Source organism: Thermomonas beijingensis (genome assembly GCF_020034655.1).
In the GTDB taxonomy this organism is placed as follows: domain Bacteria; phylum Pseudomonadota; class Gammaproteobacteria; order Xanthomonadales; family Xanthomonadaceae; genus Thermomonas; species Thermomonas beijingensis.
The window spans coordinates 83123-108167 of sequence record NZ_JAIQDJ010000004.1 but is presented as its reverse complement, the minus strand read 5'-3'; the positions used below and the strand labels follow the sequence as shown (position 1 = coordinate 108167).

Here is a 25045-nt window from a genome sequence, read left to right as displayed (position 1 = left end):
CGCCGCGTTGGCCCGGTTGCTGTCGCTGCTGGGCGGGACCGGTCTGGCGCTGGCCCTGCTGTTCCTGCCCGCAGCTCGCGGGCAGGCACTCACGGCGTCCGAACACGGGCGGATGACGCTGGTGCTGCTGGCGATCTGCGCGCTGTTCGTGCACGGCAGCGGGTTCCGCTTCCATGCGCGCTGGGCCACGCACCTGTTTTCGCCATGGGTGCTTTGGCCCGCGGCAGCCGTGACCGCCGGTCTGTTCTGGACCGCCTGATCTGTTGGCTCAGCGGTAGCGGCGCAGGTAGCGCTTCTCGAACGCCGCCTTGGCCCAGTGCATCATGCGCAGCGGCGGCAGCGCGCGACCGCCGGCACCCTTACGGGTCACCAGCAGGCCGCGATCGAGCGTGTCCACGATGCACACCAGCTCGGCGGTGAACGCTTCCTCCGCCGGCTCACCGCGCAGGGTGCGCAGCAGGTTGCGTGCGGCCACCTCGGCCTGCAGATCGGCCTGGTGGGCCTGCTTGGGCAGCCAGTCGGGACCGGGATAGCTGCCGCCGTCGCCGGCCACGTAGGTGCAGGCCACGCCGGGCACGCGGCACTGCGCATCGCCCTGCACGAAGCCACCGGGCGACCGCGGCAACGCCGTGGCGTCCAGCCACGCCTGCCCGGTCAGCCCGGGCATGAACACGGTCATCGCACTGTCCAGGCGGGTGCGCTCCAGCTGCACGGCGTCAGCCTCGAAGCGCTGCGGTTTCTCGCCCAGCACGGTGTCGATGCCGCGCTTGCGCATCTCGCCCAGGATCAGGCCGACCGCCTTCTCGCCCAGGCGCTGCCCGGGTTTCTCCGACGGACTGAAGAACGCCAGCCGGAAGCGGTCGCGGCGGCGCTGCTTGCGCAGCAGGGTGTCGATGCCGAACACGAACTCGAACACCGGGCCGCCGCGCATGGCGATGGGCTCGTTCGGGTTGCTGCCGAAGCCGAAGCAGAGCGTGCCGCCCTCCAGCGCGGCCAGCCGGTCGCGGATCGCCTCGCCGGCGTCCACGCCCTCGCAAGGGATGATGGCGTGCTCGATGCCCGGCAACTTGCGGATGAAGCGCGCGCCGGTGGCGACGATCAGGCCGTCGCTCGCCATGTCGCCCGCGTCGGTGTGCAGGGTGCGCGCATCCGCCGACAGCCCGGTGGCGCGGGCGCGATGGAAGGCGATGCGCTCGCGGCGCAGGAAGGCGTCCAGCGGCACCACCAAGTCGGTGCGGCTGCGCAGGCCCGAGGGAATCCAGATGGTACCGGGCAGGTAGTGCAGCGCCGCCTCCGGTGCCACCAGGGTGAGTTCGGCGTCCGGCGCGTGCCGGCGCAGGGTGCGCAGCGCGGTGAGGCCGGCGAAGCCAGCGCCCACCACGGTGATGCGTGTGGTCATCTCGCGCCCCTTATTCGCCGATTCCCAGCGCTTTTTTCAATACGGGTTCGATGTGGGTGACACCCGCTTTGCGGCCCAACTCCAAGGCCGACTGCGCAGACGCGCCATCAAAGTCTTTTTGCTCCAGTGCCAACAACGCCCCCGCGCGATTACCGCTGGCGCAATGCACCAGCACGCCGCCACCGTGCCTGGGGGCCAACGCCACATGCAACAAGCGCGCATTGGCCAGATTGATGCCTTCGCCACCTGGCACCGGGATTTCCAGGTAGTGCAGGCCCGCTGCCTTGACCTCGGCGGCCTCGTTGCGGTCTTTCAGTTCCCCCGCTGCACGCAGATTGATGACGGTACGAATGCCGTCGGCTTTGATCAGCACCCAGTCATTCGCCGCCGGTTGGCCGGCGGTAAACAAACCCGGCAACGGCTGCATCAGCGGGGTTTGCGTACCGATGGTGGTGGTCATCGGCGCGTGTGCGCAGCCGCTCACCAGCGCCGCCAGTGCTGTGCCACAGGCGATGCGATGCAGCGTGTTCATGTACTGGCTTCCGGTGCCGGCGAAAGCTCATCATAGGCGCGCAGTGCTTCGGCGGCATAAATCATCGAGGGCCCTGCGCCCATGTAGATCGCCATCGACAAGGTTTCCAGGATTTCCTGCCGGCTGGCGCCGGCACCGATGGCCGCCTTGGCATGGAAGCCGATGCAACCATCGCAGCGCACCGCGACTGCAATGCCCATGGCGATCAATTCCTTGGTCTTCACGTCCAGCGCGCCGGGCTTCAGCGCTTCGCGCGCAAGCATGGAAAACCCCCGCATCGGCTCGGGCGCGCCCTCCCGGAACTTGCCAATGGCGGCGTTGAGATCATCGATCAAATCCGGAAACGACTGGCTCATGTAACACTCCTTCGATCAAAGAAACTGGTGCGTCCAGCGCACGATATCGGCAGTACCCATGGCACCCGACTGCCGCGCAAGCTCATGGCCCTGGCGAAACAATACCAAGGTGGGAATACTGCGGATACCGAAGCGGCTGCCCAGCGCAGGCTGCGCTTCGGTATCCACCTTGGTCAGCCGCAGCCGCGGCTCCAATTGCCTGGCCGCCGCCTCGAATTGTGGGGCCATCATCCGGCACGGCCCGCACCATGGTGCCCAGAAATCCACCAACAGCGGCAAGTCCGCACGCTCGACGTGGGCATGGAAGCCGGCACCATCCAGCGCCAGCGGATGGCCGGTGAACAGCGCAGCGCCACACTTGCCGCACTTGGGGGCCTCCGCCAGCCGCGCATCGGGCACGCGGTTCAGGCCGTTGCAGGCCGGGCAAGCGATGATAGTGGATGGGGCGGCGCTCATGCGGCCTTCCCCGCGCCGCCGGGCACGTATTCGGTGCCATCGGCGTCGATGATGCGGACGTCCACCTGCATGCCCTCGCGCACGCTCTGGGTGACGATGCAGAACTCCTCGAACTGGCCCAGCACGCGGTCGAAATGCTCCAGCCCGGTCGCGGCATCCGACAACCGGATCACCACCTCAGCGCGTGGGATGCGCCAGCGGCCGGCGGCGTTGCGCACCTTGTCGGCGACGATCTCGGTGCGGATCAGGCCCGGCGCATTCTTGAACTTGCGCAGCGCGAACAGCAGGCTGGCCGATAGACAGTTGGCAATACCCGCCAGCAGCAGGTGCGACGGAGTAGGGCCCGCACCCGCGCCCAGCGGCGTGCTTTCATCGGTGTGCAAGGCGTCCAGGCCGGCGCCTTCGAAACTGATCCGGAACGCGTAAGGCCCGTCCTGTTCCAGCAGCAGCCGGATGCCGTCTTCGCCACTCATCTTGCTCCTCCATTTGTTTGCTCGGCATGGCCGGCATCCGCTGTCCTGCGCTTGAGCACGTAATACAACAACGGGATCACCACCAGCGTGAGGACGGTGCTGACCAGGATGCCGAAGATCAGCGAGATCGCCAGCCCGTTGAAGATCGGGTCATCGAGAATGAAGAATGCACCCAGCATCGCCGCCACACCAGTGAGGACAATGGGCTTGGCACGCACCGCGCAGGCATCGATCACGGCATCCACCAACGGCACGCCACGCGCGGTTTCCTGGTTGATGAAGTCCACCAGCAAAATGGAATTGCGCACGATGATGCCGGCCAGCGCGATCATGCCGATCATGCTGGTGGCGGTGAACTGCTTGCCCAGCAGTGCATGCCCCGGCATGACGCCAATCACGGTCAGCGGGATCGGCGCCATGATCACCAGTGGCACCAAGTAGCTGCGGAACTGCGCGACCACCAGAAGATAGATCAGCACCATGCCGGCGGCATAGGCAATGCCCATGTCACGGAACGTTTCATAGGTGATCTGCCATTCGCCATCCCATTTGATCGCATAGCTGCTGGTATCGGCAGGTTGGCTGATGAAGGTTTGCGCCAGCGTTTGCCCTGCGACCTTGTGGTCATTGAGTTGCGACACGATATTGAACATGCCGTACAGCGGGCTATCCAATTTACCGGCTTCATCGGCCATCACATACACCACGGGCAAGCCGTCTTTGTGATAGATCGCACCATCCCATGTGGTTTTTTCTACGCGCACCAGCTCCGACAGCGGCACCAGTTGGCCCTGCATCGCGCGCACCTTGATCGCCAAAACCCCCTCCAGAGCGGCTTGATCTTGCGCAGGCAAGCGCAGCCGCACCGGGCGTGGATATTTTGAAACGCCATCGTGCACATACGTTGCGGCCAACCCGGCAACACCCATCGCAATGGCATCGGTAATCGCCGATTGCGGCACACCTAGCCGTGCAGCGCGCTCGCGATCCACCACAATCTGCTCGCGCGGGGCATTGGCTTCTACGCTGGTATCGATATCGACAATACCTTCTGTGCGGACGAAGTGGTCTTGCTCCAAAGCTTTGGCAATCTTGCGTTGCCCGGCGTAATCGGGGCCATAGACTTCCGCCACTAGGGGCGAGAGCACCGGCGGGCCGGGCGGCACTTCCACCACTTTGACGGATGCGCCGTATTTTTCACCCAGCTTGGCAAGTGCGGGACGCACCGCCAGTGCGATGGCATGACTCTGCCGTTTGCGGTGATGTTTGTCCACCAAGTTGACTTGCAGATCCCCCACGTTATTGCCGCTGCGCAGGAAATATTGGCGCACCAAGCCATTGAAATTGATCGGTGCTGCGGTGCCTGCATAGCCTTGGTAGTTCAGCACTTCTGGCACGCCATCAAGCTTGGCGGCAAGCTCGGTCAGCAGCGCATTCGTTTGCTCCAAGGTGCTGCCTTCGGGCATATCCACCACCACTTGTACTTCAGACTTGTTATCCAACGGCAGCATCTTCAACACCACCAGCTTGAAGACGGCTAGCGACGCCGACAGCAAGACCAAGCCCAACATCGACGCAAATAGCAATGCCCGTTTTTTGCCTGCTTGCTCGCCTTTCAAAAACGGCGACATCACCCGTTCGAACAGACGGTGCAGCCAGCCCGCTTGTTGCGCTTCGTGGGACTGTTCGGCATGTTCGCTTTGCCCATGCCGCGCCAGCAGCTTCAACGACAACCATGGGGTGACGATCAGCGCAATCGCCAGCGACAGCAGCATCCCCACCGACGCATTCACCGGAATGGGCCGCATATACGGGCCCATCAAGCCCGACACAAATGCCATTGGCATCAGCGCGGCAATCACGGTGAATGTCGCCAAAATGGTGGGACCGCCGACTTCATCCACGGCGGGCGGGATGGCTTCGATCAGCGATTTGCCATCGCGTGCCATATGCCGGTGGATGTTTTCCACCACCACGATCGCATCGTCCACCAAAATGCCGATGGAAAAAATCAACGCGAACAAAGACACCCGATTAAGGGTGAAGCCCATCATCTTCGATGCAAACAAGGTGACAGCCAGCGTGAGTACCACCGCCGTGCCGACCACAACCGCTTCGCGCCAGCCGAGTGCGAACAGCACCAACAGCACCACGCTGCCGGTCGCGAAGATCAATTTTTGAATGAGTTTTTGCGCTTTATCGCTGGCAGTGGCGCCATAGTCGCGGGTGATATCCACATGCACGTTTGCAGGAATCAACTCGCCGCGCAGCTGCGCAATGCGCTTGCTAACGGCGGTGGTGATATCTGCGGCATTACTGCCTGGTTTTTTGGCAATGGCAATAGTCACTGCGGGCGCGGTGCCCGCTTTGGGGCCTGCGCGCCCGGCAGGTGCGCCGTACCAAACATATTGCGATGCGATATCGCCACGCGCTTGGATGTGGGCGACATCCGATAGCAACAGTGGTTTACCGCCTTGGCTACCAATCACCAGATTGGCCACATCTTCCGCATTGGCCAAATAGCGGCCCGCCGTCACCGGTACCGCACCGGTGCCAGCATCGATACGTTCCCCTGCCTGATGCACAACATTGGCCGCTTGCAACGCTTGCGCCAGGTCATTACTGGCCATGCCGTAAGCGGCAAGCTTGGCAGCATCCAGCGTCACCAAGACACTGCGATTAGGTGCGCCGATGGTGTAGATATCGCGTGTGCCGGGGATGCGTTTAAGATCCGCCTCCAAGGAATGGGCCACTTCGGCCAGCGCAGTGGCGTCCACCCGCGCGTCATCACTCCATAGGGTTAGCGCCATCACCGGCACATCATCAATCCCTTTGGGTTTGACGATGGGTTGCCCCACACCCACACCTTGCGGCAGAAAATCACCGTTGGAAAACACCTGGTTATACAGGCGCACCAGTGCCGGCTGCCGCGCCACACCCACTTCAAACTCCACCGTGAGCACCGCCATGCCGGGACGGCTGATCGAATAGACGTGTTTGACACCTTCGATTTCAGATAACTTTTGCTCCAGTGGCGTTGCCACCCATTGCTCGACGTCACGCGCGCTGGCGCCATCAAACGGCACCATGACATTGGCCATGGTGACATCGATCTGCGGCTCTTCTTCGCGCGGGGTGACGATCACCGCCAGCAGGCCCAGCAACAATCCCACGATCAACAAAATGGGCGTGAGCGGATTGTTTTGGAAGGCTGCGGCCAGGCGCCCGGAAATGCCCATGCGCGGGAGCTCAGTCACGGCCAGACTCCATCGCTTTGCGCTGCTGGGCCAGTGCTTGCGTGGCCGCAACCGGGTCTTTGGCCACCACATCTCCCGGGTTCAAACCAGCAATCACCTCAACGCGGTCACCGCTGCGTGCACCCAAACGCAATTGCCGCAACAGCAGGCGGCCGTCTTGCACCACATACACCGCACTAAGTTCACCGCGCTGGGTGATGCTGCTTGCGGGAATGCGCACAGCGCCTTTGCCTGCCTCCGTATTGGCGGCTTGCGTGTCTGCAGCGAACACCACTTTCGCGGTGGTCCCCGGCGCAGGCGGCACCGCCAACTTGGGCAAATTCACCCGCACATTGACGCTATGCGTCGCCGGATCTGCGGCCGGAAACACGATAACCTCGGCAGGCACCACACTACGCCCATCGGCCAGCAACACCTGTGCTTGCGTCTGCTTGCGGATGGCATCGGCGCGGGTTTGCGGTACCGCCACTTCAATCCGCAACGCATTCGGCGCGTACATGCGCATCAGCGGCATGCCGGGGGCTACGGTTTCACCCGGTTCCACAGTGCGTGCCGATATCACACCGGCATACGGCGCACGCACCACCGTGTACGCCGCTTGTTGCGCCGCCTGCGCCGCGATTGCGGCAGCGGCATTGCGCGCCGCCACGGCAGAATCACGCGCCGCACGCGCTTGGTCGATCTGCGCTTTGGAGACATATTGCGCATCGGCCAGCGCGGCAAAACGCTTGTAATTTTGTTCCGCTTCCGCCGCTGATGCGTCTGCCGCACGCAGTTGCGCGCGTGCGGCATTGGCCCCGGCGTCTTGCTCCACCGCCGTAATACGCAGCAGCACATCACCCGCCTTTACCGGCTGATTCACATCCACCAAGACCGCCGCCACCCGGCCTGCGGTTTGCGCGGCCAAATCTGCGCGCTGTACCGCCTCTACCACACCATCCCAACCACGCCCGGGCAAGCCCGCCCCGGCATCCACCGCGAACGTGGCAAGGTCTTTGGGTAATGCCGGCGTGGCGACCGGCTTGTCGTGGCTGCACGCGGACAGTGCCAGCAGCAGCGGCAATAGGGTCAGTGAAGTCTTGGACATGGCGTTTCTCTGGATTGGATGCAGTGGATCAACAGCGGTTGCAAGACGACTCTTGACCACGCCCGATGCCAAGTTTCTTCATCACTTTGGCGGCAGGGCAAAAGCCGGTGAACGCGGACTGGAACAAATTGAAACCGATAAACACGGTCATCCAGAAGAAATAAGGATGGACGAATTGGGTCAGCAACACGCTGATCAACACCATCACGCCGGCAAAGGCTTGTACGGCACGGTCGAGGCTCATGGGGAATCTCCTTGTGTAGTGGTCGAAATCAGGAAGAACGCTTTACGTCTTTCAGCCGCTCGATGCCAAGCAGGCTCAAGATGTGTTTTTCATAGATGGGCTCGCTGGTACCGTTGCGCATCTTGTAGAGGAAATATTTTTCGAACCCGATTTTGGCCAGATGCACCCATTTGCCGATTTTGGTCCAGGTGACGTTGCGCGGCGGAATCTGTGGCAGCGCCACGAACGCCGCGCCGGTATCGCCCATATCAGCCAAGCACACCGCGTTCCACGTGCCTTCGAAATTTGCTACCTCGCCTTTGAGTTCGGCTTGGATGTTTTTCACGATGGTGGTAACCATCGACTCAATCATGAACCCCGTTTTCGGCGCACCAGTGGGCACTGGCGTCGCTTCTACGGGCGGAATGGCCACGCACACGCCGGCTGAAAAAATCTTGGGGTATTTGGGGCTGCGCTGCTGCTTATCCACGATCACAAACCCGCGTGGATTGCACAGCCCTTCCACTGCAGCCACCGCATCCACGCCTTTGAAGGCGGGCAGCAGCATCGAAAACTTGAACGGCAGTGTGCGTGTATCTGCTGGCTGGCCCTTGGCATCGTGCTCCAGTACGGTCATTTCGCCATCGCGCACTTCCGTCACTTTGCTATTGACCACCCAGTGGATATGACGCTGGCGCATTTCCGATTCCATCAAGCCTTTGGAATCACCCACACCGCCCAACCCCATATGCCCGATATAGGGTTCGCTGGTGACGAACGTCATCGGCACCTTGTCGCGCAATTTGCGCTTGCGCAGATCGGCATCGACAATCATCGCGAACTCATATGCGGGGCCAAAACAGCTGGCCCCGGCTACCGCGCCAATGACCACCGGGCCGGGGTTCTTCACAAATTCCTGATACGCCTCCCATGCCTGCGCGGCATGCGGTGTGGTGCAGATCGACTGGGTGAATCCACCGTGCGGCCCGGTACCGGGCACTTCTTCAAAGGCGAGTTTGGGACCGGTGCAAATCAACAAGTAGTCGTAATCAATACGGTCACCTTTGCCCGTCACCACCGCATTGCCTGCCGCATCGATCTGCGCCACCCCGCTACTGTCATAACGAATGCCGTGTTTGCCCACGTGCTCGCCCACCGGCAAGGTGATGTCGTCCTGCTTGCGCCAACCCACCGCCAGCCACGGATTGGAGGGCGTGAAGCCGAAACTCTCGCCCACCCCAACCAACACAATGTCATGCCCCTTGCCGAGGGTTTCGCGCAGCTCGTACGCCGCACTCATGCCGCCCAGCCCCGCGCCCACCACCACAAACTTCGCCATTGCAATGCCCCAAGTCATGCCACTTCGGCAACAACCATACATTAGTACTTGCTTATATTAGAGTCAAGTGATATTTTGCCGCGATGACAAAAAAGGACTCCCCAATAGATCCAGAAGCCATGCGCGCACACGCCGCCGATGCCGCGCAACTGCTGCGCGCACTGGCCAATGACAAGCGCCTGATGCTGTTGTGCCTGCTGGTGGAAGGCGAACGCTCGGTCGGCGAGCTCAACGCCCGGGTGGATCTCAGCCAATCGGCGCTGTCACAGCACTTGGCGGTGTTGCGCAACGACGGCTTGGTGACGACGCGGCGCGAAGCACAGACGATTTACTACACGCTGGCCAAAGGCCCGGCGCAGCGCATCATCGAAACCCTGCACGGGATTTATTGCGGCACACCCGCCTGCGCGACCTGAATCAGCCCGATAGCATCGGGCGTCATGCGCGCATGTCGTCCAACGCCTGCTGGATCGCCGACCACTCTTTCTGCTTGGGCATCACGAAGCCAAAACCCTTGCCCGCGCGCCTGGCCCACAGCGCACCGATACGGCGCTTTTCCACCTGATCGGGGTCGTTGTACAGATGCGCGCCTTTGTACTCGACCACCAGCATGCGGCCGTCCTGCATGCGCAGCAGGAAGTCGGGATAGAAACGCTGTTTCGAGGTCGGCAACGAGAACGCGCCGTGCTTGCGTTCGATATTGCGCACCCAGTCGCGCACGCCGTCCAGACGATTGGCGATGAAATCCGCGCACTCGAACTCTTCGCCTTGCGATTTCAGGTTGCCGATCTGCGGGAAGAAGTGCTTGGGCAGGGTGATGAAGCCGTTGTACAGCGAGTCCCAGGCATAACGGCCGCTTTTGAACACGCATTGCAGGCGCGCATCCGCGCTCATCTGCGTCTCATCGCCCAGCAAATCGAGAAAGCGCTGGCGATGTCCCATGCGCCGTGCCGCCGCAATCCGTTCACCCAGCGCCTCGCGCAGGCGTGGCCGGCGATAGGCCAGCTCGTCGATGGAAAAACCGCGTGCTTCCTGCAAGTGCCGCAGCACACCGGACAGCCACGCCGAAAGCTCATCCGGTTCCAGATCCGCTGCCGAAAGATGCTGCTCCAACGTCCACAGCAGATCTTCCACGCTGGCGGTGTCGCGCACGCCGAACAGGCCCATCTGCACGTCGAGCTTTTCCAGCGGATCAAGGTGCAGCCTGCCGGCGTCATTCATTTGCAGGCGCCGGCGTTGCAGGGTTTCCAGTTCACGCGGATAGGCCGCCTCATCCAGCAAAGGATCGATCTCGCCCAGCGCCAGCGTGCCTTCCAGTGGCGGCGCGTCGCCCAGGTCCACCAGCCAATCACCCTGCGACCACGCCAACAGCGGCAGGCTGAACGCCTCGCCACGCTCTGAAGGTGTCTGCACGGGCAATTCGACGGGTGCGGCCAAGCGGTTGAACGCCCGCTCAAGGCCCGCCGCCGCCGTGGTACCGGCGAATGCGTCCTGCAGTGCTTTCTGTTCCGCAGGCTTCCACTGCCCGCGCAAGGTCATGCTGCCGGTTTCCGGCGAAATATCCAGCTTGCCTTCGATCCGCTTGCGGGTGGCGTCCGGCATTTGGCTGAAATCCGGCAACACCACCGCATCGCCAGCCATCGGCAATGACAACGATACACTGGCGTTCTGCCGTAACAGGTCTTCCGCGCCATCTGCCTGCGGCATGACGGTACGCACCAGATCATTGATGTCTTGCCGTTCAAACCCGGCCTGCACCAAACCATCACGCAGGGTGGCGGCCACCTCGGCGATATTGCTGGACACCGCGAAGGCATAGGCGCGGTTAAGCGCCTCGTGCTGCTTGCGGGTCACCTGCGGCATGCGCAGCACGCGGCCCAGCACCTGTTCCAGCGCCATCTGCGTGCTGCTGCCGCGAAAGCTCATCAACACATACGCCGCTGGCCAGTCCCAACCTTCGCGCAATTTGTCCGAGGTGATGACAAAGCGCAGCGCGGCCGCATCCACATCCACCAGCTCATCCACGCCGGTGGCGGAACGTGCGATCTGCGCGGCGGGGATGCCGAATTCATCGATCAACGCCGCACGCACGCGGTCCACGGTCATCGCGTCCGGGTTGTCTTTCTGCTGGCGCTCGGCCTGCAACAGCATGATCGGCCGCAGCACTTCGCCGGTGGCCACGCATTCGGCATCGGCCTCGCGTTGCAGCGCACCCAACTGGGCGATGGCCTCACGCAGGGCAATGCGCCAGTCCGGGTGTACGGCCATATCCACCGGCAGCTTGATCATGTCCTCGCTTTGCAGGGTGGAGGCGGAAATCGACACCAGCACATTGGACGGTTGATGCAGGCGGTCCGGGGTGGCGGTCAATTCCAGCACCGCACTGGGGGCCAGCCGAGCCAAGGTATCGAAGGCCAGTTCGCTGCCTTGGTTGTGCGCCTCATCCACCACGATGAACGGGCGGCGCAGCGCCAGCGCTTCCACCAGCGACCAGCCGCTGCCTTCGATACCGCGAAAATGCTCCATCAGCGCGCCATTGGCGCGATACACCGCCAAGCGTTCGGTATCGGCCTGTTTGAACGCCTGCATGGTGGCCACGATGATGGTGTCGTGGCCATCCAGCACCGAGGGCGGCACCGCCAGCGCCTCGTCGATATCCAGCACCGCCACCTCACCAAACAATGTGCGCAACTCGCGGTAGAGCAACTCGCCGGGGGTTTTCAGCACGCGCAAGGTTTGCGTGCGGATAGCATCGGTAGGCACCAGCCACACGGTCAGGCTGCGCTCGCCCAGCGGCAATGCGCGCTTGGCGCGGGCGATGGCATGGCCGCCAATCACCGTTTTGCCACCACCGGTGGGCACGCGCAGGCAGACCACCGGCACATCGTCCGCAGCCAATGCTTCAGGCGCGTGGTAGGGAATGCGGAAGCCGAAATTGGCCTGCGTGCATTGCTCGAACGCCAACCGGCTGGCCTGCCGGGTGCCGGGGTTGGCCTCGGCCTGCGCACGCCATGCGTGCAGGAAGGCCTCGTAGCGATCCAGCACTTCGCTCTGGTAGTCCTTCAGGCTCATGCGCCCGTGTCCTTGGTTGATCGCGGTGGTTGGTGTTGGGCTTCGCGGTGCTCAACCCAACCTACTCGGTTGGTCGTGTGGCATGGCGGGTGTTGGGCTTCGCTGCGCTCAACCCAACCTACGCAATAACTCGGGCTTGTTCCCGTAGCTTGGGCTGAGCGCCGCGAAGCCCAACACCCGGACTTGAGCATTACTCGTATGTCATTCGCCATAGCAATGCGCATCATCATTGTTCACCACGCCCCAATCAGGCGAAACCAATCCACGCGCAGCATATGCATGCAACGTCGAGTGCGGCCAGTCTGCGGCGGCTGAAACCCAACCATGCTTGACTGGATTGAAATGGGTGTAGTCCACATGCCGCGCAAGGTCGTCCTCGTCACGAATTTGGTGCTCCCAATAGCGGCGTTGCCATAGCCCACGCTCGCGCTTTGCTGCGCGACTCTGACTGATGGATTCCCCTGCCTGCACGCGGCGCGAGAACCCCGCTTTGAGTAAAGCCCAACGCGTGGAATAGTCCGCATCACCAGCCGGAAGCCGCCAGATGGCGTGCAAGTGCTCTGGCAATACCGCCATTGCAACAAGTGCAAACGGATGTGCCGCTTTCATCGTGTGCAAGCTTTCACGCAAAGCGTCGATGTGCCTGACCAACGTGTCTGCCTGCCGGTCGGCAAGGTTCACCGTGAAGAAGTACGTCCCGCCTTCTACGTTGGCGCGCCGGTACCTCATGACAACCGGCCCGGTGCTTGACGTTGGGCTTCGCTGCGCTCAGCCCAACCTACGGGGGTGGCATTGAAACATTGCGTAGGTTGGGCTAACGGCAGGAAACCCAACTCAAATACACTTTCTGTCTGAACTATTCGAAATTTCCGAATGGTTCGTTCAGGTTCAAGTGCATCCGCGTCACCAAACGTAGGTTGGGCTGACGCAAGGAAGCCCAACGGGTAACGCGGATGACGTTGGGCTTCGCTGCGCTCAGCCCAACCTACGGGGGTGGCCTTGTGGCATGGCGGGCGTTGGGCTTCGCTTCGCTCAACCCAACCTACGGAGGGATTGCGTAGATGCGCGATCACGGCGCTACCCGCAGGTGGTAGGGCAATTGCTTGAAGGTGATGCCGAGTTTGCGCAGGCGCTCGGCACCGATGGCGCAGCGGGCGGCGTACACCACCTTGGGGCCGTCGTGGGCGGGCAGGTGCTCTAGCAGCAGGGAGGTGAGTACGTTGCCGCCGTCGATGCTGCGGTCTTTCAGGATGCCGTTGTAGAGCAGATAGACGGCGCGGCCTTCGTGCATACCCAGCAAGGGGCTTGCGGTATCGGCGGTATTGCGGCTGGCGCGTTTGGCGGGCAGGCCCATGCCGGTTTCCACGAACCAGACGAAGCGCGCCAGCTCGGCAAAGCGCACGTCATTGCTGATATGGCCGCGGGCGTCGAACAGCGGTTTGCCGAGTGTGCAGAATTGGAAACCGCCGCCAAGGCCTTCGACCGGTTGGCCTTTGCCGTTGGTGTAGCCCTGCGCGACGCGCTTGACGCGCTCGGCCGTCACGTCGCGGGCGATGCCTTCGTCCATTTCAACCAGGATGAAGCGGCGGTTGCCGCCGTCTTCGGCGTTCTGTTTCAGCACGGCGTGGGCGGTGGTGCCGGAGCCGGCGAAGCTGTCGAGGATGATCGAATCTTTGTCGCTGGCGATTTGCAAAATGCGTTGGATCAATAGTGAAGGCTTGGGAGTTGCAAAGTCAGACACTGAAGGCACGTCATGCAGCACTTCACGCAACTCTTTGCGCGAACCGTCCGTATGCCCAGCAAACTCATGCGGCCACAGCGTTTGCGGAATGATTCCATCATTACGAAGTGCATGTTTGTAGCGTTTGTACGCCGGGACTTTGCCCCTCCCATCCTTGCCCCAATAGATCAACCCTTCTGTCACATGGCGCTGATGCTCTTCCTGAGAATACGCCCAGACGCGGGTGCGCTTTGGCCAGATTTCTTCGCCGGTGTTGGGATTGATAACCGAGTAGTACAGGTTGGGACGCTCTTCAACCGTCTTGGCGCAGGTGTAATCGCTACTTCGAAACACACCCGCATCATCCTCAAACTTGTACTGCGAATCCTTTTCTTCACCTCGCGGCAAAAGATTGCGACGCCAACTTTCCGTTCGTTGATACAGCAGCACGAAATCATGCATCGGTGCGATCGTTTTGTGGTCGTTGGAAGCGGCGTACTTCTTCTGCCAGATGACGGTCGCAACGAAATTTTCAGATCCAAACACCTCGTTCATCAACAGTCGCAAACTCGCCACTTCGTTATCATCAATCGACACGAAGATCGCCCCATCCTCCCGCAGAAACTGCTTCAGCAGCATCAACCGCGGATACATCATGCACAGCCAGCGGTCGTGCCGGTCCAGGGTCTCGCCTTCCTTGCCCACCACCTCGCCCAACCAGCGGCGGATCTCCGGCGAGTTGACGTTGTCGTTATAGACCCAGCCCTCGTTGCCGGTGTTGTACGGCGGGTCGATATAGATGCACTTCACCTGCCCGGCGTAGCGCGGCAGCAAGGCCTTGAGCGCCAGCAGGTTGTCGCCTTGCACGATCAGGTTGCCGGTTTCGGTATCCCCGCAGGACAACGATTGCGCCGGCTCCAGCAGGCGGAACGGCACGTCCTGGTGGTGGTTGACGACGGCGGCTTTGCCGATCCAGTTCAGGCTGGGCATGCGGGATGTGTTCCAAAGAGAATTGCAGACAGTGTGCGGATGCACGTCGCAGCGGTTGCGACGGCGGTCATGCGTCTTCTTCCATCAAGGCTGCAAGCCCGCGTGCGCTGTTCCAGATACGCAGCACTTCAACGTGGGTGGGAAGGTCGAGGTAGTAAAGCAGATAACGTTCGAAGTGCTTGATCAAGAAATAGCGCAACGGCGCAGGCAAGCCCGTCACTGCGTTGGCGTGCCGCGCTGAGCCTACGGCGGGATGCTGCCGGATAAGCAGGGATGTGGATTCCACCGCTGCAATGAAGCGCGTTTCCAGCAGAAACCCGCCTTGTTGTGCGTACCAGCTGGCAGCATCCTCTAAATCATGGCGTGCGGGATCGCGCCAATGAATGGGCTTCACTTAGCGCTTACCTTGCTCGGCACGCTGGTGTGCACGCTGGCGCAAGTTGTCGAAAAAATCTGGTTCCTGCGGTGTAGCAGGGCCCGACGCCATGCCTTCCGCAATCAGTTGACGCAAAAACTCTGCCGCTTTGGCGCGTTGGCGCTGGCGGATCAGGTCGCGCATGTAGTCGGACGTGCTGGAAAACCCGCCTTCGCGCACTTCTTCATCGACGAATTGCTTGAGCGGATCGGTCAGGGAAATATTCATCGTCGCCATGGCGCAGCTCCAGTAATGGCAAAGTTTGCCATTGGATTGTGCGCTGCGGGGCTACCAAGGGCAAGCGCACGGGTTTTACACCGCTAGGCCGAGGCGTAGCGTGCGGCCGCGCCAATCCAGCGCTGGATGATGCCATCGGCCACCACCGGCGCAGTCTGCAGCAGGTCATCCGCCAGTGCATGCACCTGCGGCAGCAAGTCGGCATCGCGCACAAGATCGGCCATCCGGAAACTGGCGATACCGGTTTGACGCGTACCCAGGAGTTCGCCGGGGCCGCGCAGCTCCAGGTCTTTTTCGGCGATTGCGAAGCCGTCATTGGTCTGCCGCAAGGTGTCCAGCCGCTGCCGCGCCATCTGCCCCAGCGGGCTTTGATACAGCAGCACGCAGCTGGATGCCGCGCTGCCGCGCCCGACCCGCCCGCGCAGCTGGTGCAATTGCGACAGGCCCAGACGCTCGGCATTTTCAATCACCATCAGCGAGGCATTGGGCACATCCACGCCCACTTCAATCACCGTGGTGGCCACCAGCAGGTCCAGTTCACCGGCCTTGAAGGCGAGCATCGTGGCCTGCTTGTCCGCAGCCTTCAACCTGCCATGCACCAGCCCGACACGCACGCTCGGCAGCGCGTCCTGCAGCGCCTCAAACGTGGTCTGTGCCGCTTGCGCCTGCACTTCATCACTCTCGTCGATCAAGGTGCACACCCAATACACCTGCCGCCCTTCGGCACAGGCGACGTGGATGCGGTCGATCAACTCGGGTCTGCGTTCGGAGGACAGCACCACCGTGGTCACCGGTGTGCGTCCGGGCGGCAATTCGTCGATGGCGGACACATCCAAGTCGGCATAGGCGCTCATCGCCAGCGTGCGCGGGATCGGGGTGGCGGTCATCACCAGTTGATGCGGGATGCTGCCACGCCCTTTTTCACGCAGCGCCAACCGCTGGTGCACACCGAAGCGATGTTGCTCGTCGATGATGGCCAATGCCAGATCATGAAATGCCACACCCTCCTGCATCAATGCATGGGTGCCTACCACCAACTGCGCCGCGCCCGAGGCCACCTCGTCCAGCGCTTTGGTGCGCGCTTTGCCGGTCACCTTGCCCGCCAACCAGCACACGCGCAGCCCCAGGGGCTCCAACCATGCCCGCAAGTTGGCAAGGTGCTGTTCGGCCAACAGCTCGGTCGGCGCCATCAGCGCGGCTTGGCGACCATCGGCAATCGCCAGCAGCGCCGCCATTGCCGCCACCACGGTCTTGCCGCTGCCCACGTCGCCCTGCACCAGCCGCAACATGGGTTTGGGCTGGCGCAAATCCTCGCGCAGCTGTGCATACACCCGCGCCTGCGCGCCAGTGAGCTTGAAGGGCAGCGCGTTTTTCAATTTCGAAACCAGTCCTTCGCTGCCGCGCAAGGCGCGCGTGCCCTCGGCTTGCAGCGCCAACCGCTGCCGCCGCAGGCTGAGTTGGTGGGCCAACAATTCTTCCAACGCCAAGCGCCGCTGCGCCGGATGCAGGCCGCTTTGCAACAAGGCCACGTTGGCATCACGCGGCGGCTGATGCAAATACACAATCGCTTGCCGCAACGATGGCAAGCGCAAGCGTGCAAGCCATGCCGACGGCAACAATTCCAGCGCATCCTCACTCGGCAACCGTTGCAACGCCTGCACGATCAACTTGCGAATGCTGGCCGCACCGAACCCTTCAATTTCGGGATACACCGGATCCAGCGACTGGCTCAGTGCGTGCTCGTCGTCATCCAGCAACCTATAACTGGGATGCACGATTTCCAAACCCAACTGGCCCGGGCGCGGCGTGCCGAACACCCGCACCCGCACGCCCTTGGCAAACTGCGTCACTTGCTGCGCGCGGAAATGGAAAAACCGCAGGGTCAAGCGCTGATTCCCGGCATCGACCAAGACCACCTTGAGCACCGGGCGGCCACGAAAACTGCGCTCCACCAACTCCACCCGGCCTTCGGTCTGCGCCGCAATTCCGGCCCGCAGTGCAGACATCGGTGTGAGTTGGGTACGGTCTTCATAACTGCGGGGCAGATGCAGCCACAGATCCTGCAGGGTCAATAACCCGCGTGCCGCCAACTTTTCGCGCAGCGCGGGGCCAACGCCAGCCAATACCGTGAGTGGCGTTTCAACGTCGGCAATGGCGATGGGCGCTGCCGCAGGCATGCGTCAAGCGGTCAAGCGAAAGACTTAACCCAACACCATGATGGCATCCACTTCGAATGCCGCGCCCTTGGGCAGAGCCGACACTTCAATGGTGGAACGCGCCGGATACGGCTGCGCAAAATATTCGCCCATCACCGCATTGACGGTGCCAAATTGCGACAAATCGGTGAGGTACAGACCGACCCGCACGATGTCGTCCATCGTGCCGCCAGCAGCCGTACACACCGCTTTCAAGTTATCGAATGCGCGCCGTGCCTGCGCTTCGATACCACCGTCCACTAGCGTACCAGTGACAGGATCCAGCGGAATCTGTCCACTGAAGAACACCTGATGGCCAGCGCGGGTGGCCTGCGAGTACGGGCCAATGGCGGCGGGGGCGGCGTCGGTATGAATGGCGTTACGAGGCATGCTGAAGTCCTTGCACGTGGGAAATCGGCCTATTGTAGAGCGCCACTGCTCGATAGCTCATTGCCCGCACGTCAAGCGCGCTCCAATTTCAACAGCGCTGCACGTCCTGCACCACATGCAACCGACGCACACCACGAATCACTTCATCCAAATGCCGGCTATCGGTCACGTCGATACCAAACCGCAATACCGCGATATTGCTGTCGCGCTCCAGATATTCCACACGGTCGATATTGGATTCGGCCTGAGCAATCGCGGCTGCCACTTGCGCCAATACGCCGGGACGGTTTTCCACTTCGATCCGAATGGCTACGCTGAAGTCGCCCGCCACCTCGCGATCCCAACCAATCGCCACCCAACGGTCCGGCGATTTGCGGTACTCGGCCACATTCGGGCATTCCAGTCGATGCACCACGATGCCTTTGCCGGCACTGTGATAACCCATGATCTCATCACGCGGGATCGGCAAACAACATTGCGCGAAACTGATCACGCCGCGCTCGGCACCGGTGATCAGAATGCGCTCCTGCGACAGGGTGGCAGCCGGGTTGCGTGCACCCGGCTTGGCGGGGCTTTGCGGTTGCTCTTGGGCCAAGGCCTGCGCCACTTGCACGGGCATACGGTTGCCCAACGCAATATCAGCCAGCAGTGCCTCCAACCGCGAGTAACGGTTATCGGCAAGGTAGGCGTCCAACCGCGGCATTGGAATCCGATCGAGTGCCGTGCCTTGCGCGCCCAACGCACGATCCAGCATGTAGTGGCCCAACTGCACCGCGTCTTCATGCTCGAGCTGTTTGAGCTGCTGGCGGATGGCAGTACGCGCCTTGCTGGTGGCCACAAACTCCAGCCATTGGGTGCTGGGCGCAGCGGATTTCGCCGTAATGATTTGCACGGTTTGCCCACTGACCAGCTTGGTACGCAGTGGTGCCAATTTCTTGTCCACGCGCGCGGTGACCGCATGATTGCCCACATCGGTATGCACCGCATAGGCAAAGTCCAGCGCGGTGGCATTGCGTGGTAACGACAGGATATCGCCTTTCGGGCTGAACAAATACACTTCGTCCGGGAACAGATCGACCTTGACGTTTTCCAGAAACTCCAGCGAGGAACCGGTGCCACGCTGACTTTCCACCAGATTGGCAATCCAGTTGGCAGCCCGGGTTTGCGCGCTATTGCCGCCGGTTTCGATCCCCATCTTGTAGGCCCAGTGCGCTGCCACCCCGCGCTCGGCGATCAAGTTCATCTCGAGGGTGCGGATCTGCACCTCGATCGGCGAGCCATACGGCCCGAACAACACCGTGTGCAACGACTGGTAGCCATTGGCCTTGGGAATCGCGATGAAGTCACGAAACCGCCCATCCAGCGGCTTGTACACCGCATGCACCACGCCCAACGCGTGATAGCAATCGGGCACGCTCGCCACCACCACCCGGAAGCCGAACACATCCATGACCTGGTCAAAACTACGCCCTTGCGAACGCATCTTGGTATAGACGCTCCACGGTGTTTTGATCCGCCCCACCAATTGGTGGTCCAGCTTTTCCAGCGCCAACCGCTGCGCCAATTTCGCTTCGATCTGGGTCAAGGCCTCGCGCCGCACCAGCGGTTGGCTATGAATGCGCTTGTCAATGATCGTATGCCGCCACGGATGCAACGCGCGAAACCCCAGATCCTGCAATTCGGCCTTGATCAGATTCATGCCCAGCCGCTGCGCAATCGGGGCAAAAATCTCCAGGGTTTCGATGGCGATCCGCCGGCGCGCTTCGGGTGACTGTGCGCCCAATGTGCGCATATTGTGCAGACGATCGGCCAGCTTGATCAAAATCACGCGCAAGTCACGCGACATCGCCAACAGCATCTTGCGGAAACTTTCAGCGGCCGCTTCCTGCCGGCTACTGAAACTGAGCTTGTCCAGCTTGGTGACGCCATCCACCAATTCAGCCACGGTCTCGCCAAATTGTCGGGCGATATCGGCACGTGTGAGTGGGGTGTCTTCGATGGTGTCGTGCAGAATTGCCGCCACCAAGGTCTCCACATCCAACCCTTGTTCGGCCAACACCTGCGCAACCGCCACCGGATGCGTGATGTAGGGTTCCCCGGATTTGCGGGTCTGCCCCTCATGTGCGGCTGCGCCCACCGCCCATGCCTGACGCAACAGGCCCCGCTGCGCTTCGCTCAGATAGCTGGCGGCGCGCTCCAATGCGTGCACATAACCTGGCACCGCGTCCCCTGCGGGCACGGCTACGAGCATGGCGAGCGCAGGATCTCCTGGGGTCATGTGTGGAGCCTAACCTTGCCGCCGCGCAGCCGCAAACGAATTTCATTCGAAATTCATTGGCAACCACCAAAAACAAAAGCGGCCCCGAGGGGCCGCCGTGGCACACCACTCAGTGCGTGGGTGCTCAGTCGTCGCCCTTCATGTCGTCGTCGGCAGCAACAACCTCAGCAGCAGCCCATTCCAGCGCCTCGCGCTCTTTGCGCTCGCGCTCGGCCTTTTCGACGGCATCAATGAAACCGGTGTCGATGGCACGCGCTGCGATTTCACGCAGCGCCAGCACAGTGGGCTTGTCCTGCGCTTCGCTGTTGTCCAGCTTCGACTCCACGCCACCCGCCAATTGGCGCGCACGCTTGGACGCCATCATCACGAGTTCGAAACGGTTATCGACAACCTGCAGGCAATCTTCAACGGTAATACGGGCCATGTCTGTCCTGCGGCGATAGGCCGCGCAAGTGATACGAGGGGTTGGCAAGTATAGCTTGGCACAACACAACTGGCAAGCTCATGTCTTGAAAATCAAGCACATAGCCGAAGCAACTTCTGTATCACGGGTCCACCAGCAGCGAGGTGAGCAAGCGCGCATGCCGCGCCACCTGCGCATCTTTGCGCAGCCGGCTGGCGGTGAAGATGCTGCACATTTCGGCCACCGCCAGCTCGAACACTTCATTGACGATGACATAATCGAACTCGCCGTAATGGCTCATTTCCTCGCGTGCAGCGGCAAGACGCTGCGCGATGACCGCCTCCGAATCCTGCCCGCGCTTGCGCATGCGCTCTTCCAGCGCCGCTTTCGAGGGCGGCAGGATAAACACGCTGACCGCATCTGGGATCATGGCCCGCACTTGGCGTGCGCCCTGCCAGTCGATTTCCAGCAACACATCGCGGCCCTGCGCCAGGTGTGGCTCCACCGATTGCCGCGCGGTGCCTTTCCAATCGCCATGCACCCGGGCATGTTCGAAAAAATCCCCGGCGGCCACCATCGCCTCGAATTCCTGCGCAGTGACGAAGTTGTAATGCTCGGCGTGGCGTTCGCCCGGGCGCGGCGGCCGTGAGGTAAACGAAATCGACAGCCGGATATTGGCGTCACGTGCCAACACGGCATTGACGATGCTGGATTTGCCGGCACCCGAGGGCGCCGCGACGATGTAGAGGGTTCCGCGCATGGGCTGCTGACTGCCTGTCACTCGATGTTCTGGATTTGCTCGCGAATCTGGTCGATCAACACTTTCAGTTCCACCGCGGCGTTACTGGTGCGGGCATCGACCGATTTACTGCCCAGGGTATTGGCTTCGCGATTGAACTCCTGCAGCAAAAAGTCCAGGCGCCGCCCCACCGCGTCCTTGCCACCGTTGAGAATACGGCGCAATTCGGCAAGGTGACTATCCAGCCGGTCCAGCTCTTCATCCACATCGAGTTTTTGCAGCCAGATCACCAGTTCCTGCTCCAGGCGGCCGGGGTCCAACGCGGTGCCCAGATCATGCAAGCGCGCTTCCAGCTTTTGTCGCTGCCCGACGCGAATCTGCGGCACCAGGCCACGCACTTCGGCAGCGATCTTGCCGATGGCATCGGCGCGTTCGGCAATCACCTGCGCCAACTTGCCACCCTCGCGTTCGCGGGCGCGAACAAAATCGTCCAACATCCCATCCAGCAAGACCAACACTTCCCGCTGCAAGACATCGGCATCCACACCACGCGCTTGCACCACACCCGGAAATTGCAGCAACTCGGTGAACTGCACCTGCAAGCGCGGGAAGCGGGTATCCAGGCGCTGCGCCAGATCCCCCAGCCGCGCCAGCAACGCCTCGTCCACTTGCAGCGCATCGCCACCACCGGTACTGCGCAAGCGCAGCACCAGATCCAGCTTGCCACGCGACACCCTGGCCGCCACCCGCTCACGCAATTGCGCTTCGAATGCACGCAACTCATCGGGCAGGCGCAAGCCAAGTTCAAGGAAACGGTGATTCACCGCCCGCAATTCGCCGGAAAGCACACCCCATTCGGTGCTGCGTTCGCCGGCGGCAAACGCGGTCATGCTGCGGATCATGGGCAATCCAAAGCCTACAAAGAGGCAATGGTAATCTAGCGCCCCGTAGATTGTCGGCTTTCAGCAATGTCTCTCTCCCGTCCCAGTGGCCGCAGCGCCAGCCAGTTGCGCCATGTGTCCATCCAACGCAGCTTTACCCGCCATGCCGAAGGCTCGGTGCTGGTGAGCTTTGGCGATACCCGCGTGCTGTGCACTGCCAGCGTGGATAACAAGGTGCCGGGGTTTTTGCGCGGCAAGGGCGAGGGCTGGGTGACCGCCGAATACGGCATGCTGCCGCGCGCCACCCACACCCGCAGCGATCGCGAAGCCGCGCGCGGCAAGCAAGGCGGACGCACACTGGAAATCCAGCGCCTGATTGGCCGCAGCCTGCGCGCCTGCGTGGATCGCAGCCTGTTGGGCGAACGCACCATCACGCTGGATTGCGATGTGTTGCAGGCCGATGGCGGCACCCGTACCGCCGCCATTACCGGCGCCTATGTGGCCTTGGTGGATGCGGTCAATGGGCTGCTGAAAAAAGGCGACATCAAGCGCAGTCCGATCTTTGGCGCAGTGGCCGCAATCTCGGTGGGCATCTATCGCGGCGTGCCGGTGCTGGATCTGGATTACGCCGAAGACAGCGATTGCGACACCGACATGAACGTGGTGATGAACGACGGCGGCGGTTTCATCGAAGTACAAGGCACCGCCGAAGGCCATGCGTTCCGGCGCAATGAGCTCGACGCCCTGCTGGTGCTGGCCGAGCAAGGCTGTACCGAGCTGTTTGCCGCACAGCAAGCCGCGTTGGCCGAATGAAATTGGTGTTGGCCAGCGGCAATGCCGGCAAGTTGGCCGAGTTGCGCGCCCTGCTGGGTGACGGCTTTACCCTGCATGCGCAATCTGAATTCGGGATTGCCGATATTGATGAAACCGGGCTGTCCTTCGTCGAAAACGCACTCCTGAAAGCACGCCACGCCGCACGCGCCAGTGGCCTGCCAGCATTGGCCGATGATTCCGGCCTGTGCGTGGATGCCCTGCACGGTGGGCCGGGCTTGTATTCGGCACGCTATGCCGGCACACATGGCGATAGCAACGCCAATATCGAAAAATTGCTGGGCGCACTTGCCGGTGTGGAAGACTCCCGGCGCAGCGCGCGTTTTGTGTGCGTGCTGGCGCTGCTGCAACACGCCGACGACCCACTGCCGCTGCTTGCACAGGGCGTGTGGGAAGGGCGCATTTTGCATGCCCGCCAAGGTAGCAATGGGTTTGGCTATGACCCGGTGTTTTTCTCGCCCGCGCACGGCTGCAGTGCGGCAGACCTGCCCGCCGAGATCAAGCACCGCGACAGCCATCGCGGGATGGCGCTTATCCAGTTGCGAAACCTGCTGCAACCATGCTGACTCCCCCAGCACTATCGCTTTACGTCCACCTGCCGTGGTGCGTACGCAAATGCCCGTATTGCGATTTCAATTCGCACACGGCCAAGGGCACGCTGCCCATCGAGGCCTATGTTGATGCGCTGCTGGCCGATCTGGATTTTGATCTGCCGCTGGTGTGGGGCCGAGTGGTGCATAGCGTGTTCTTTGGTGGCGGCACGCCTTCCCTGTTCCCACCGGAGGCGATTGATCGTTTTTTGCAGCAAGCCTGCGCGCGCCTGCGGTTTGCCCCCGACGCGGAAATCACGTTGGAAACCAACCCCGGCACGGTGGAACATGGCCCGTTTGCCGGCTACCGCGCCGCGGGCGTCAACCGCCTGAGCTTTGGCGTGCAGAGTTTCGACGACGGTTGCTTGCAGCGTCTGGGCCGCATCCACTCCAGCCGCGACGCCGAGCGCGCCATCCAGTCCGCGCAGGATGCCGGCTTCGACAATGTCAACCTTGACCTGATGTATGCGCTGCCACAGCAGACCTTGGCGATGGCCCGGCACGATGTCGAACGCGCGATTGCCCTTGCCCCCACCCATATCAGCCATTACCAATTGACGCTGGAAACCGGCACCCAGTTTGCCGCGCGCCCACCCGCCGGGATCCCTGATCTCGACAGTGCCTGGGACATGCAGGAGGCCTGCCAGGCGCAACTGGCGACTGCCGGCTACGACCAATACGAAACCAGCGCCTACGCCAGACCCGGCCGGCAATGCGCGCACAACCTCAACTATTGGCGCTTTGGCGACTACCTGGGTATTGGTGCCGGCGCCCACGGCAAGCTGACCTTGGGGGCCAGCCAGCAAGTCTTGCGACGCTGGAAACTCCGTCACCCGGAGCTGTATCGCGAAAAAGCCGGTACCGCCGACGCCGTGGGCGGCGATGAATACCTGAGTGCGCAGCGGCTGCCATTCGACTTCATGCTCAATGCCTTGCGCCTGAACGAGGGCGTGCCGCTCTCCCTGTTTGAAGCGCGCACCGGGCTGCCGAGGGATGTCATCGCCACCCGGCTTGCCAAGGCCCGCGCCAATGGCTGGCTGGAACCCGATCCGGACTGGCTGCGCCCCACCGAATTGGGTCGCCGGTTTGCCAATGACGTGATTGGCCTGTTCCTAGACTGAATTGCGTGTCAGCGATGGTGACGATCGGCACGGATTGAGGCAACGCCGGTTCGCGCATACC

25 protein-coding genes are annotated in these 25045 nt (G+C 62.0%); 5 read left to right on the top strand and 20 right to left on the bottom strand.

Going from position 1 to position 25045, the window contains the following annotated elements:
- The first annotated feature begins 7 nt into the window (after positions 1-7).
- Positions 8-259: a cyd operon YbgE family protein gene (locus K7B09_RS09195; protein ID WP_223629163.1), complete on the top strand. Its 252-nt coding sequence runs from the start codon at positions 8-10 to the stop codon at positions 257-259.
- A 9-nt stretch (positions 260-268) separates the two neighbouring features.
- Here K7B09_RS09195 and K7B09_RS09190 read toward each other — a convergent pair whose 3' ends face one another.
- The 9 genes from K7B09_RS09190 to K7B09_RS09150 are packed head-to-tail and all read right to left on the bottom strand — an operon-like array spanning position 269 to position 9140.
- Entirely contained in the window at positions 269-1399 is a 1131-nt protein-coding gene (locus K7B09_RS09190; protein ID WP_223629162.1) for an NAD(P)/FAD-dependent oxidoreductase, read from the bottom strand.
- 10 nt (positions 1400-1409) lie between these two features.
- Positions 1410-1931, bottom strand: a complete 522-nt coding sequence (locus K7B09_RS09185) for a protein tyrosine phosphatase family protein (protein ID WP_223629161.1) — start codon at positions 1929-1931, stop codon at positions 1410-1412.
- On the bottom strand, positions 1928-2287 hold the full coding sequence (locus K7B09_RS09180; protein WP_223629160.1) for a carboxymuconolactone decarboxylase family protein: 360 nt from the start codon (positions 2285-2287) through the stop codon (positions 1928-1930). The genes K7B09_RS09185 and K7B09_RS09180 overlap by 4 nt, the downstream gene beginning before the upstream one ends.
- Before the next feature lie 15 nt (positions 2288-2302).
- A complete protein-coding gene (trxC, locus tag K7B09_RS09175; RefSeq protein WP_223629159.1) occupies positions 2303-2743 on the bottom strand; it encodes a thioredoxin TrxC in 441 nt (146 codons plus the stop codon).
- Entirely contained in the window at positions 2740-3216 is a 477-nt protein-coding gene (locus tag K7B09_RS09170) for an OsmC family protein (RefSeq protein WP_223629158.1), read from the bottom strand. Before K7B09_RS09170 ends, trxC begins: the two co-directional genes overlap by 4 nt.
- Positions 3213-6455 (bottom strand): efflux RND transporter permease subunit, encoded by a 3243-nt coding sequence (locus K7B09_RS09165; protein WP_223629202.1) that lies wholly within the window; start codon positions 6453-6455, stop codon positions 3213-3215. The genes K7B09_RS09170 and K7B09_RS09165 overlap by 4 nt, the downstream gene beginning before the upstream one ends.
- Before the next feature lie 10 nt (positions 6456-6465).
- On the bottom strand, positions 6466-7560 hold the full coding sequence (locus tag K7B09_RS09160; RefSeq protein ID WP_223629157.1) for an efflux RND transporter periplasmic adaptor subunit: 1095 nt from the start codon (positions 7558-7560) through the stop codon (positions 6466-6468).
- Positions 7561-7588: 28 nt separating this feature from the next.
- On the bottom strand, positions 7589-7804 hold the full coding sequence (locus tag K7B09_RS09155) for a YgaP family membrane protein (protein ID WP_223629156.1): 216 nt from the start codon (positions 7802-7804) through the stop codon (positions 7589-7591).
- A 28-nt stretch (positions 7805-7832) separates the two neighbouring features.
- Positions 7833-9140, bottom strand: a complete 1308-nt coding sequence (locus tag K7B09_RS09150; protein ID WP_223629155.1) for an NAD(P)/FAD-dependent oxidoreductase — start codon at positions 9138-9140, stop codon at positions 7833-7835.
- A gap of 101 nt (positions 9141-9241) precedes the next feature.
- Here K7B09_RS09150 and K7B09_RS09145 point away from each other — a divergent pair, with 101 nt between their 5' ends.
- Positions 9242-9538 (top strand): ArsR/SmtB family transcription factor, encoded by a 297-nt coding sequence (locus K7B09_RS09145; protein ID WP_425507856.1) that lies wholly within the window; start codon positions 9242-9244, stop codon positions 9536-9538.
- A gap of 22 nt (positions 9539-9560) precedes the next feature.
- On the opposite strand, the gene K7B09_RS09140 is transcribed toward K7B09_RS09145, so the two are convergent.
- From K7B09_RS09140 to K7B09_RS09090, 11 genes are all read right to left on the bottom strand, one after another.
- Entirely contained in the window at positions 9561-12194 is a 2634-nt protein-coding gene (locus K7B09_RS09140; RefSeq protein ID WP_223629153.1) for a DEAD/DEAH box helicase, read from the bottom strand.
- Positions 12195-12395: 201 nt separating this feature from the next.
- Complete coding sequence (locus K7B09_RS09135; RefSeq protein ID WP_223629152.1) at positions 12396-12923, bottom strand: REP-associated tyrosine transposase; 528 nt, start codon at positions 12921-12923, stop codon at positions 12396-12398.
- A 340-nt stretch (positions 12924-13263) separates the two neighbouring features.
- Positions 13264-14904, bottom strand: coding sequence for a site-specific DNA-methyltransferase (locus K7B09_RS09130; RefSeq protein ID WP_223629151.1), 1641 nt, complete (start codon positions 14902-14904; stop codon positions 13264-13266).
- Between the two features lie 67 nt (positions 14905-14971).
- Positions 14972-15298, bottom strand: coding sequence for a type II toxin-antitoxin system RelE/ParE family toxin (locus K7B09_RS09125; protein WP_223629150.1), 327 nt, complete (start codon positions 15296-15298; stop codon positions 14972-14974).
- On the bottom strand, positions 15299-15556 hold the full coding sequence (locus K7B09_RS09120) for a type II toxin-antitoxin system ParD family antitoxin (RefSeq protein ID WP_223629149.1): 258 nt from the start codon (positions 15554-15556) through the stop codon (positions 15299-15301). It lies immediately after the preceding gene.
- Between the two features lie 83 nt (positions 15557-15639).
- Positions 15640-17733, bottom strand: coding sequence for an ATP-dependent DNA helicase RecG (gene recG / locus K7B09_RS09115; RefSeq protein WP_223629148.1), 2094 nt, complete (start codon positions 17731-17733; stop codon positions 15640-15642).
- A gap of 24 nt (positions 17734-17757) precedes the next feature.
- Entirely contained in the window at positions 17758-18141 is a 384-nt protein-coding gene (locus K7B09_RS09110) for a RidA family protein (protein WP_223629147.1), read from the bottom strand.
- Between the two features lie 88 nt (positions 18142-18229).
- Positions 18230-20419 carry a RelA/SpoT family protein gene (locus tag K7B09_RS09105; protein WP_223629146.1) on the bottom strand — a complete coding sequence of 730 codons (2190 nt, stop codon included), beginning with the start codon at positions 20417-20419 and terminating at the stop codon, positions 18230-18232.
- A gap of 124 nt (positions 20420-20543) precedes the next feature.
- Positions 20544-20843: a DNA-directed RNA polymerase subunit omega gene (gene rpoZ / locus K7B09_RS09100; protein ID WP_223629145.1), complete on the bottom strand. Its 300-nt coding sequence runs from the start codon at positions 20841-20843 to the stop codon at positions 20544-20546.
- Positions 20844-20964: 121 nt separating this feature from the next.
- Positions 20965-21582 carry a guanylate kinase gene (gmk, locus tag K7B09_RS09095; RefSeq protein ID WP_223629144.1) on the bottom strand — a complete coding sequence of 206 codons (618 nt, stop codon included), beginning with the start codon at positions 21580-21582 and terminating at the stop codon, positions 20965-20967.
- A gap of 17 nt (positions 21583-21599) precedes the next feature.
- Positions 21600-22463 (bottom strand): YicC/YloC family endoribonuclease, encoded by an 864-nt coding sequence (locus K7B09_RS09090; RefSeq protein ID WP_223629143.1) that lies wholly within the window; start codon positions 22461-22463, stop codon positions 21600-21602.
- 66 nt (positions 22464-22529) lie between these two features.
- Between K7B09_RS09090 and rph the strand changes: the two genes are divergently transcribed.
- From rph to hemW, 3 genes are read left to right on the top strand one after another with little or no spacing between them, the layout of a single operon-like run.
- On the top strand, positions 22530-23255 hold the full coding sequence (rph, locus tag K7B09_RS09085; RefSeq protein WP_223629142.1) for a ribonuclease PH: 726 nt from the start codon (positions 22530-22532) through the stop codon (positions 23253-23255).
- A complete protein-coding gene (rdgB, locus tag K7B09_RS09080) occupies positions 23252-23839 on the top strand; it encodes an RdgB/HAM1 family non-canonical purine NTP pyrophosphatase (RefSeq protein WP_223629141.1) in 588 nt (195 codons plus the stop codon). Before rph ends, rdgB begins: the two co-directional genes overlap by 4 nt.
- Positions 23833-24984: a radical SAM family heme chaperone HemW gene (gene hemW / locus K7B09_RS09075; protein ID WP_223629140.1), complete on the top strand. Its 1152-nt coding sequence runs from the start codon at positions 23833-23835 to the stop codon at positions 24982-24984. The genes rdgB and hemW overlap by 7 nt, the downstream gene beginning before the upstream one ends.
- Positions 24985-25045: the final 61 nt, after the last annotated feature.

What these genes read in the sequence shown, in the direction of transcription:
- K7B09_RS09190 (WP_223629162.1), bottom strand. Translation starts at nt 1,399, where the DNA reads ATGACCACACGCATCACCGTGGTGGGCGCTGGCTTCGCCGGCCTCACC.
- K7B09_RS09185 (WP_223629161.1), bottom strand. Translation starts at nt 1,931, where the DNA reads ATGAACACGCTGCATCGCATCGCCTGTGGCACAGCACTGGCGGCGCTG.
- K7B09_RS09180 (WP_223629160.1), bottom strand. Translation starts at nt 2,287, where the DNA reads ATGAGCCAGTCGTTTCCGGATTTGATCGATGATCTCAACGCCGCCATT.
- trxC (WP_223629159.1), bottom strand. Translation starts at nt 2,743, where the DNA reads ATGAGCGCCGCCCCATCCACTATCATCGCTTGCCCGGCCTGCAACGGC.
- K7B09_RS09170 (WP_223629158.1), bottom strand. Translation starts at nt 3,216, where the DNA reads ATGAGTGGCGAAGACGGCATCCGGCTGCTGCTGGAACAGGACGGGCCT.
- K7B09_RS09165 (WP_223629202.1), bottom strand. Translation starts at nt 6,455, where the DNA reads ATGGGCATTTCCGGGCGCCTGGCCGCAGCCTTCCAAAACAATCCGCTC.
- K7B09_RS09160 (WP_223629157.1), bottom strand. Translation starts at nt 7,560, where the DNA reads ATGTCCAAGACTTCACTGACCCTATTGCCGCTGCTGCTGGCACTGTCC.
- K7B09_RS09155 (WP_223629156.1), bottom strand. Translation starts at nt 7,804, where the DNA reads ATGAGCCTCGACCGTGCCGTACAAGCCTTTGCCGGCGTGATGGTGTTG.
- K7B09_RS09150 (WP_223629155.1), bottom strand. Translation starts at nt 9,140, where the DNA reads ATGACTTGGGGCATTGCAATGGCGAAGTTTGTGGTGGTGGGCGCGGGG.
- K7B09_RS09145 (WP_425507856.1), top strand. Translation starts at nt 9,242, where the DNA reads ATGCGCGCACACGCCGCCGATGCCGCGCAACTGCTGCGCGCACTGGCC.
- K7B09_RS09140 (WP_223629153.1), bottom strand. Translation starts at nt 12,194, where the DNA reads ATGAGCCTGAAGGACTACCAGAGCGAAGTGCTGGATCGCTACGAGGCC.
- K7B09_RS09135 (WP_223629152.1), bottom strand. Translation starts at nt 12,923, where the DNA reads ATGAGGTACCGGCGCGCCAACGTAGAAGGCGGGACGTACTTCTTCACG.
- K7B09_RS09130 (WP_223629151.1), bottom strand. Translation starts at nt 14,904, where the DNA reads ATGCCCAGCCTGAACTGGATCGGCAAAGCCGCCGTCGTCAACCACCAC.
- K7B09_RS09120 (WP_223629149.1), bottom strand. Translation starts at nt 15,556, where the DNA reads ATGGCGACGATGAATATTTCCCTGACCGATCCGCTCAAGCAATTCGTC.
- recG (WP_223629148.1), bottom strand. Translation starts at nt 17,733, where the DNA reads ATGCCTGCGGCAGCGCCCATCGCCATTGCCGACGTTGAAACGCCACTC.
- K7B09_RS09110 (WP_223629147.1), bottom strand. Translation starts at nt 18,141, where the DNA reads ATGCCTCGTAACGCCATTCATACCGACGCCGCCCCCGCCGCCATTGGC.
- K7B09_RS09105 (WP_223629146.1), bottom strand. Translation starts at nt 20,419, where the DNA reads ATGACCCCAGGAGATCCTGCGCTCGCCATGCTCGTAGCCGTGCCCGCA.
- rpoZ (WP_223629145.1), bottom strand. Translation starts at nt 20,843, where the DNA reads ATGGCCCGTATTACCGTTGAAGATTGCCTGCAGGTTGTCGATAACCGT.
- gmk (WP_223629144.1), bottom strand. Translation starts at nt 21,582, where the DNA reads ATGCGCGGAACCCTCTACATCGTCGCGGCGCCCTCGGGTGCCGGCAAA.
- K7B09_RS09090 (WP_223629143.1), bottom strand. Translation starts at nt 22,463, where the DNA reads ATGATCCGCAGCATGACCGCGTTTGCCGCCGGCGAACGCAGCACCGAA.
- rph (WP_223629142.1), top strand. Translation starts at nt 22,530, where the DNA reads ATGTCTCTCTCCCGTCCCAGTGGCCGCAGCGCCAGCCAGTTGCGCCAT.
- rdgB (WP_223629141.1), top strand. Translation starts at nt 23,252, where the DNA reads ATGAAATTGGTGTTGGCCAGCGGCAATGCCGGCAAGTTGGCCGAGTTG.
- hemW (WP_223629140.1), top strand. Translation starts at nt 23,833, where the DNA reads ATGCTGACTCCCCCAGCACTATCGCTTTACGTCCACCTGCCGTGGTGC.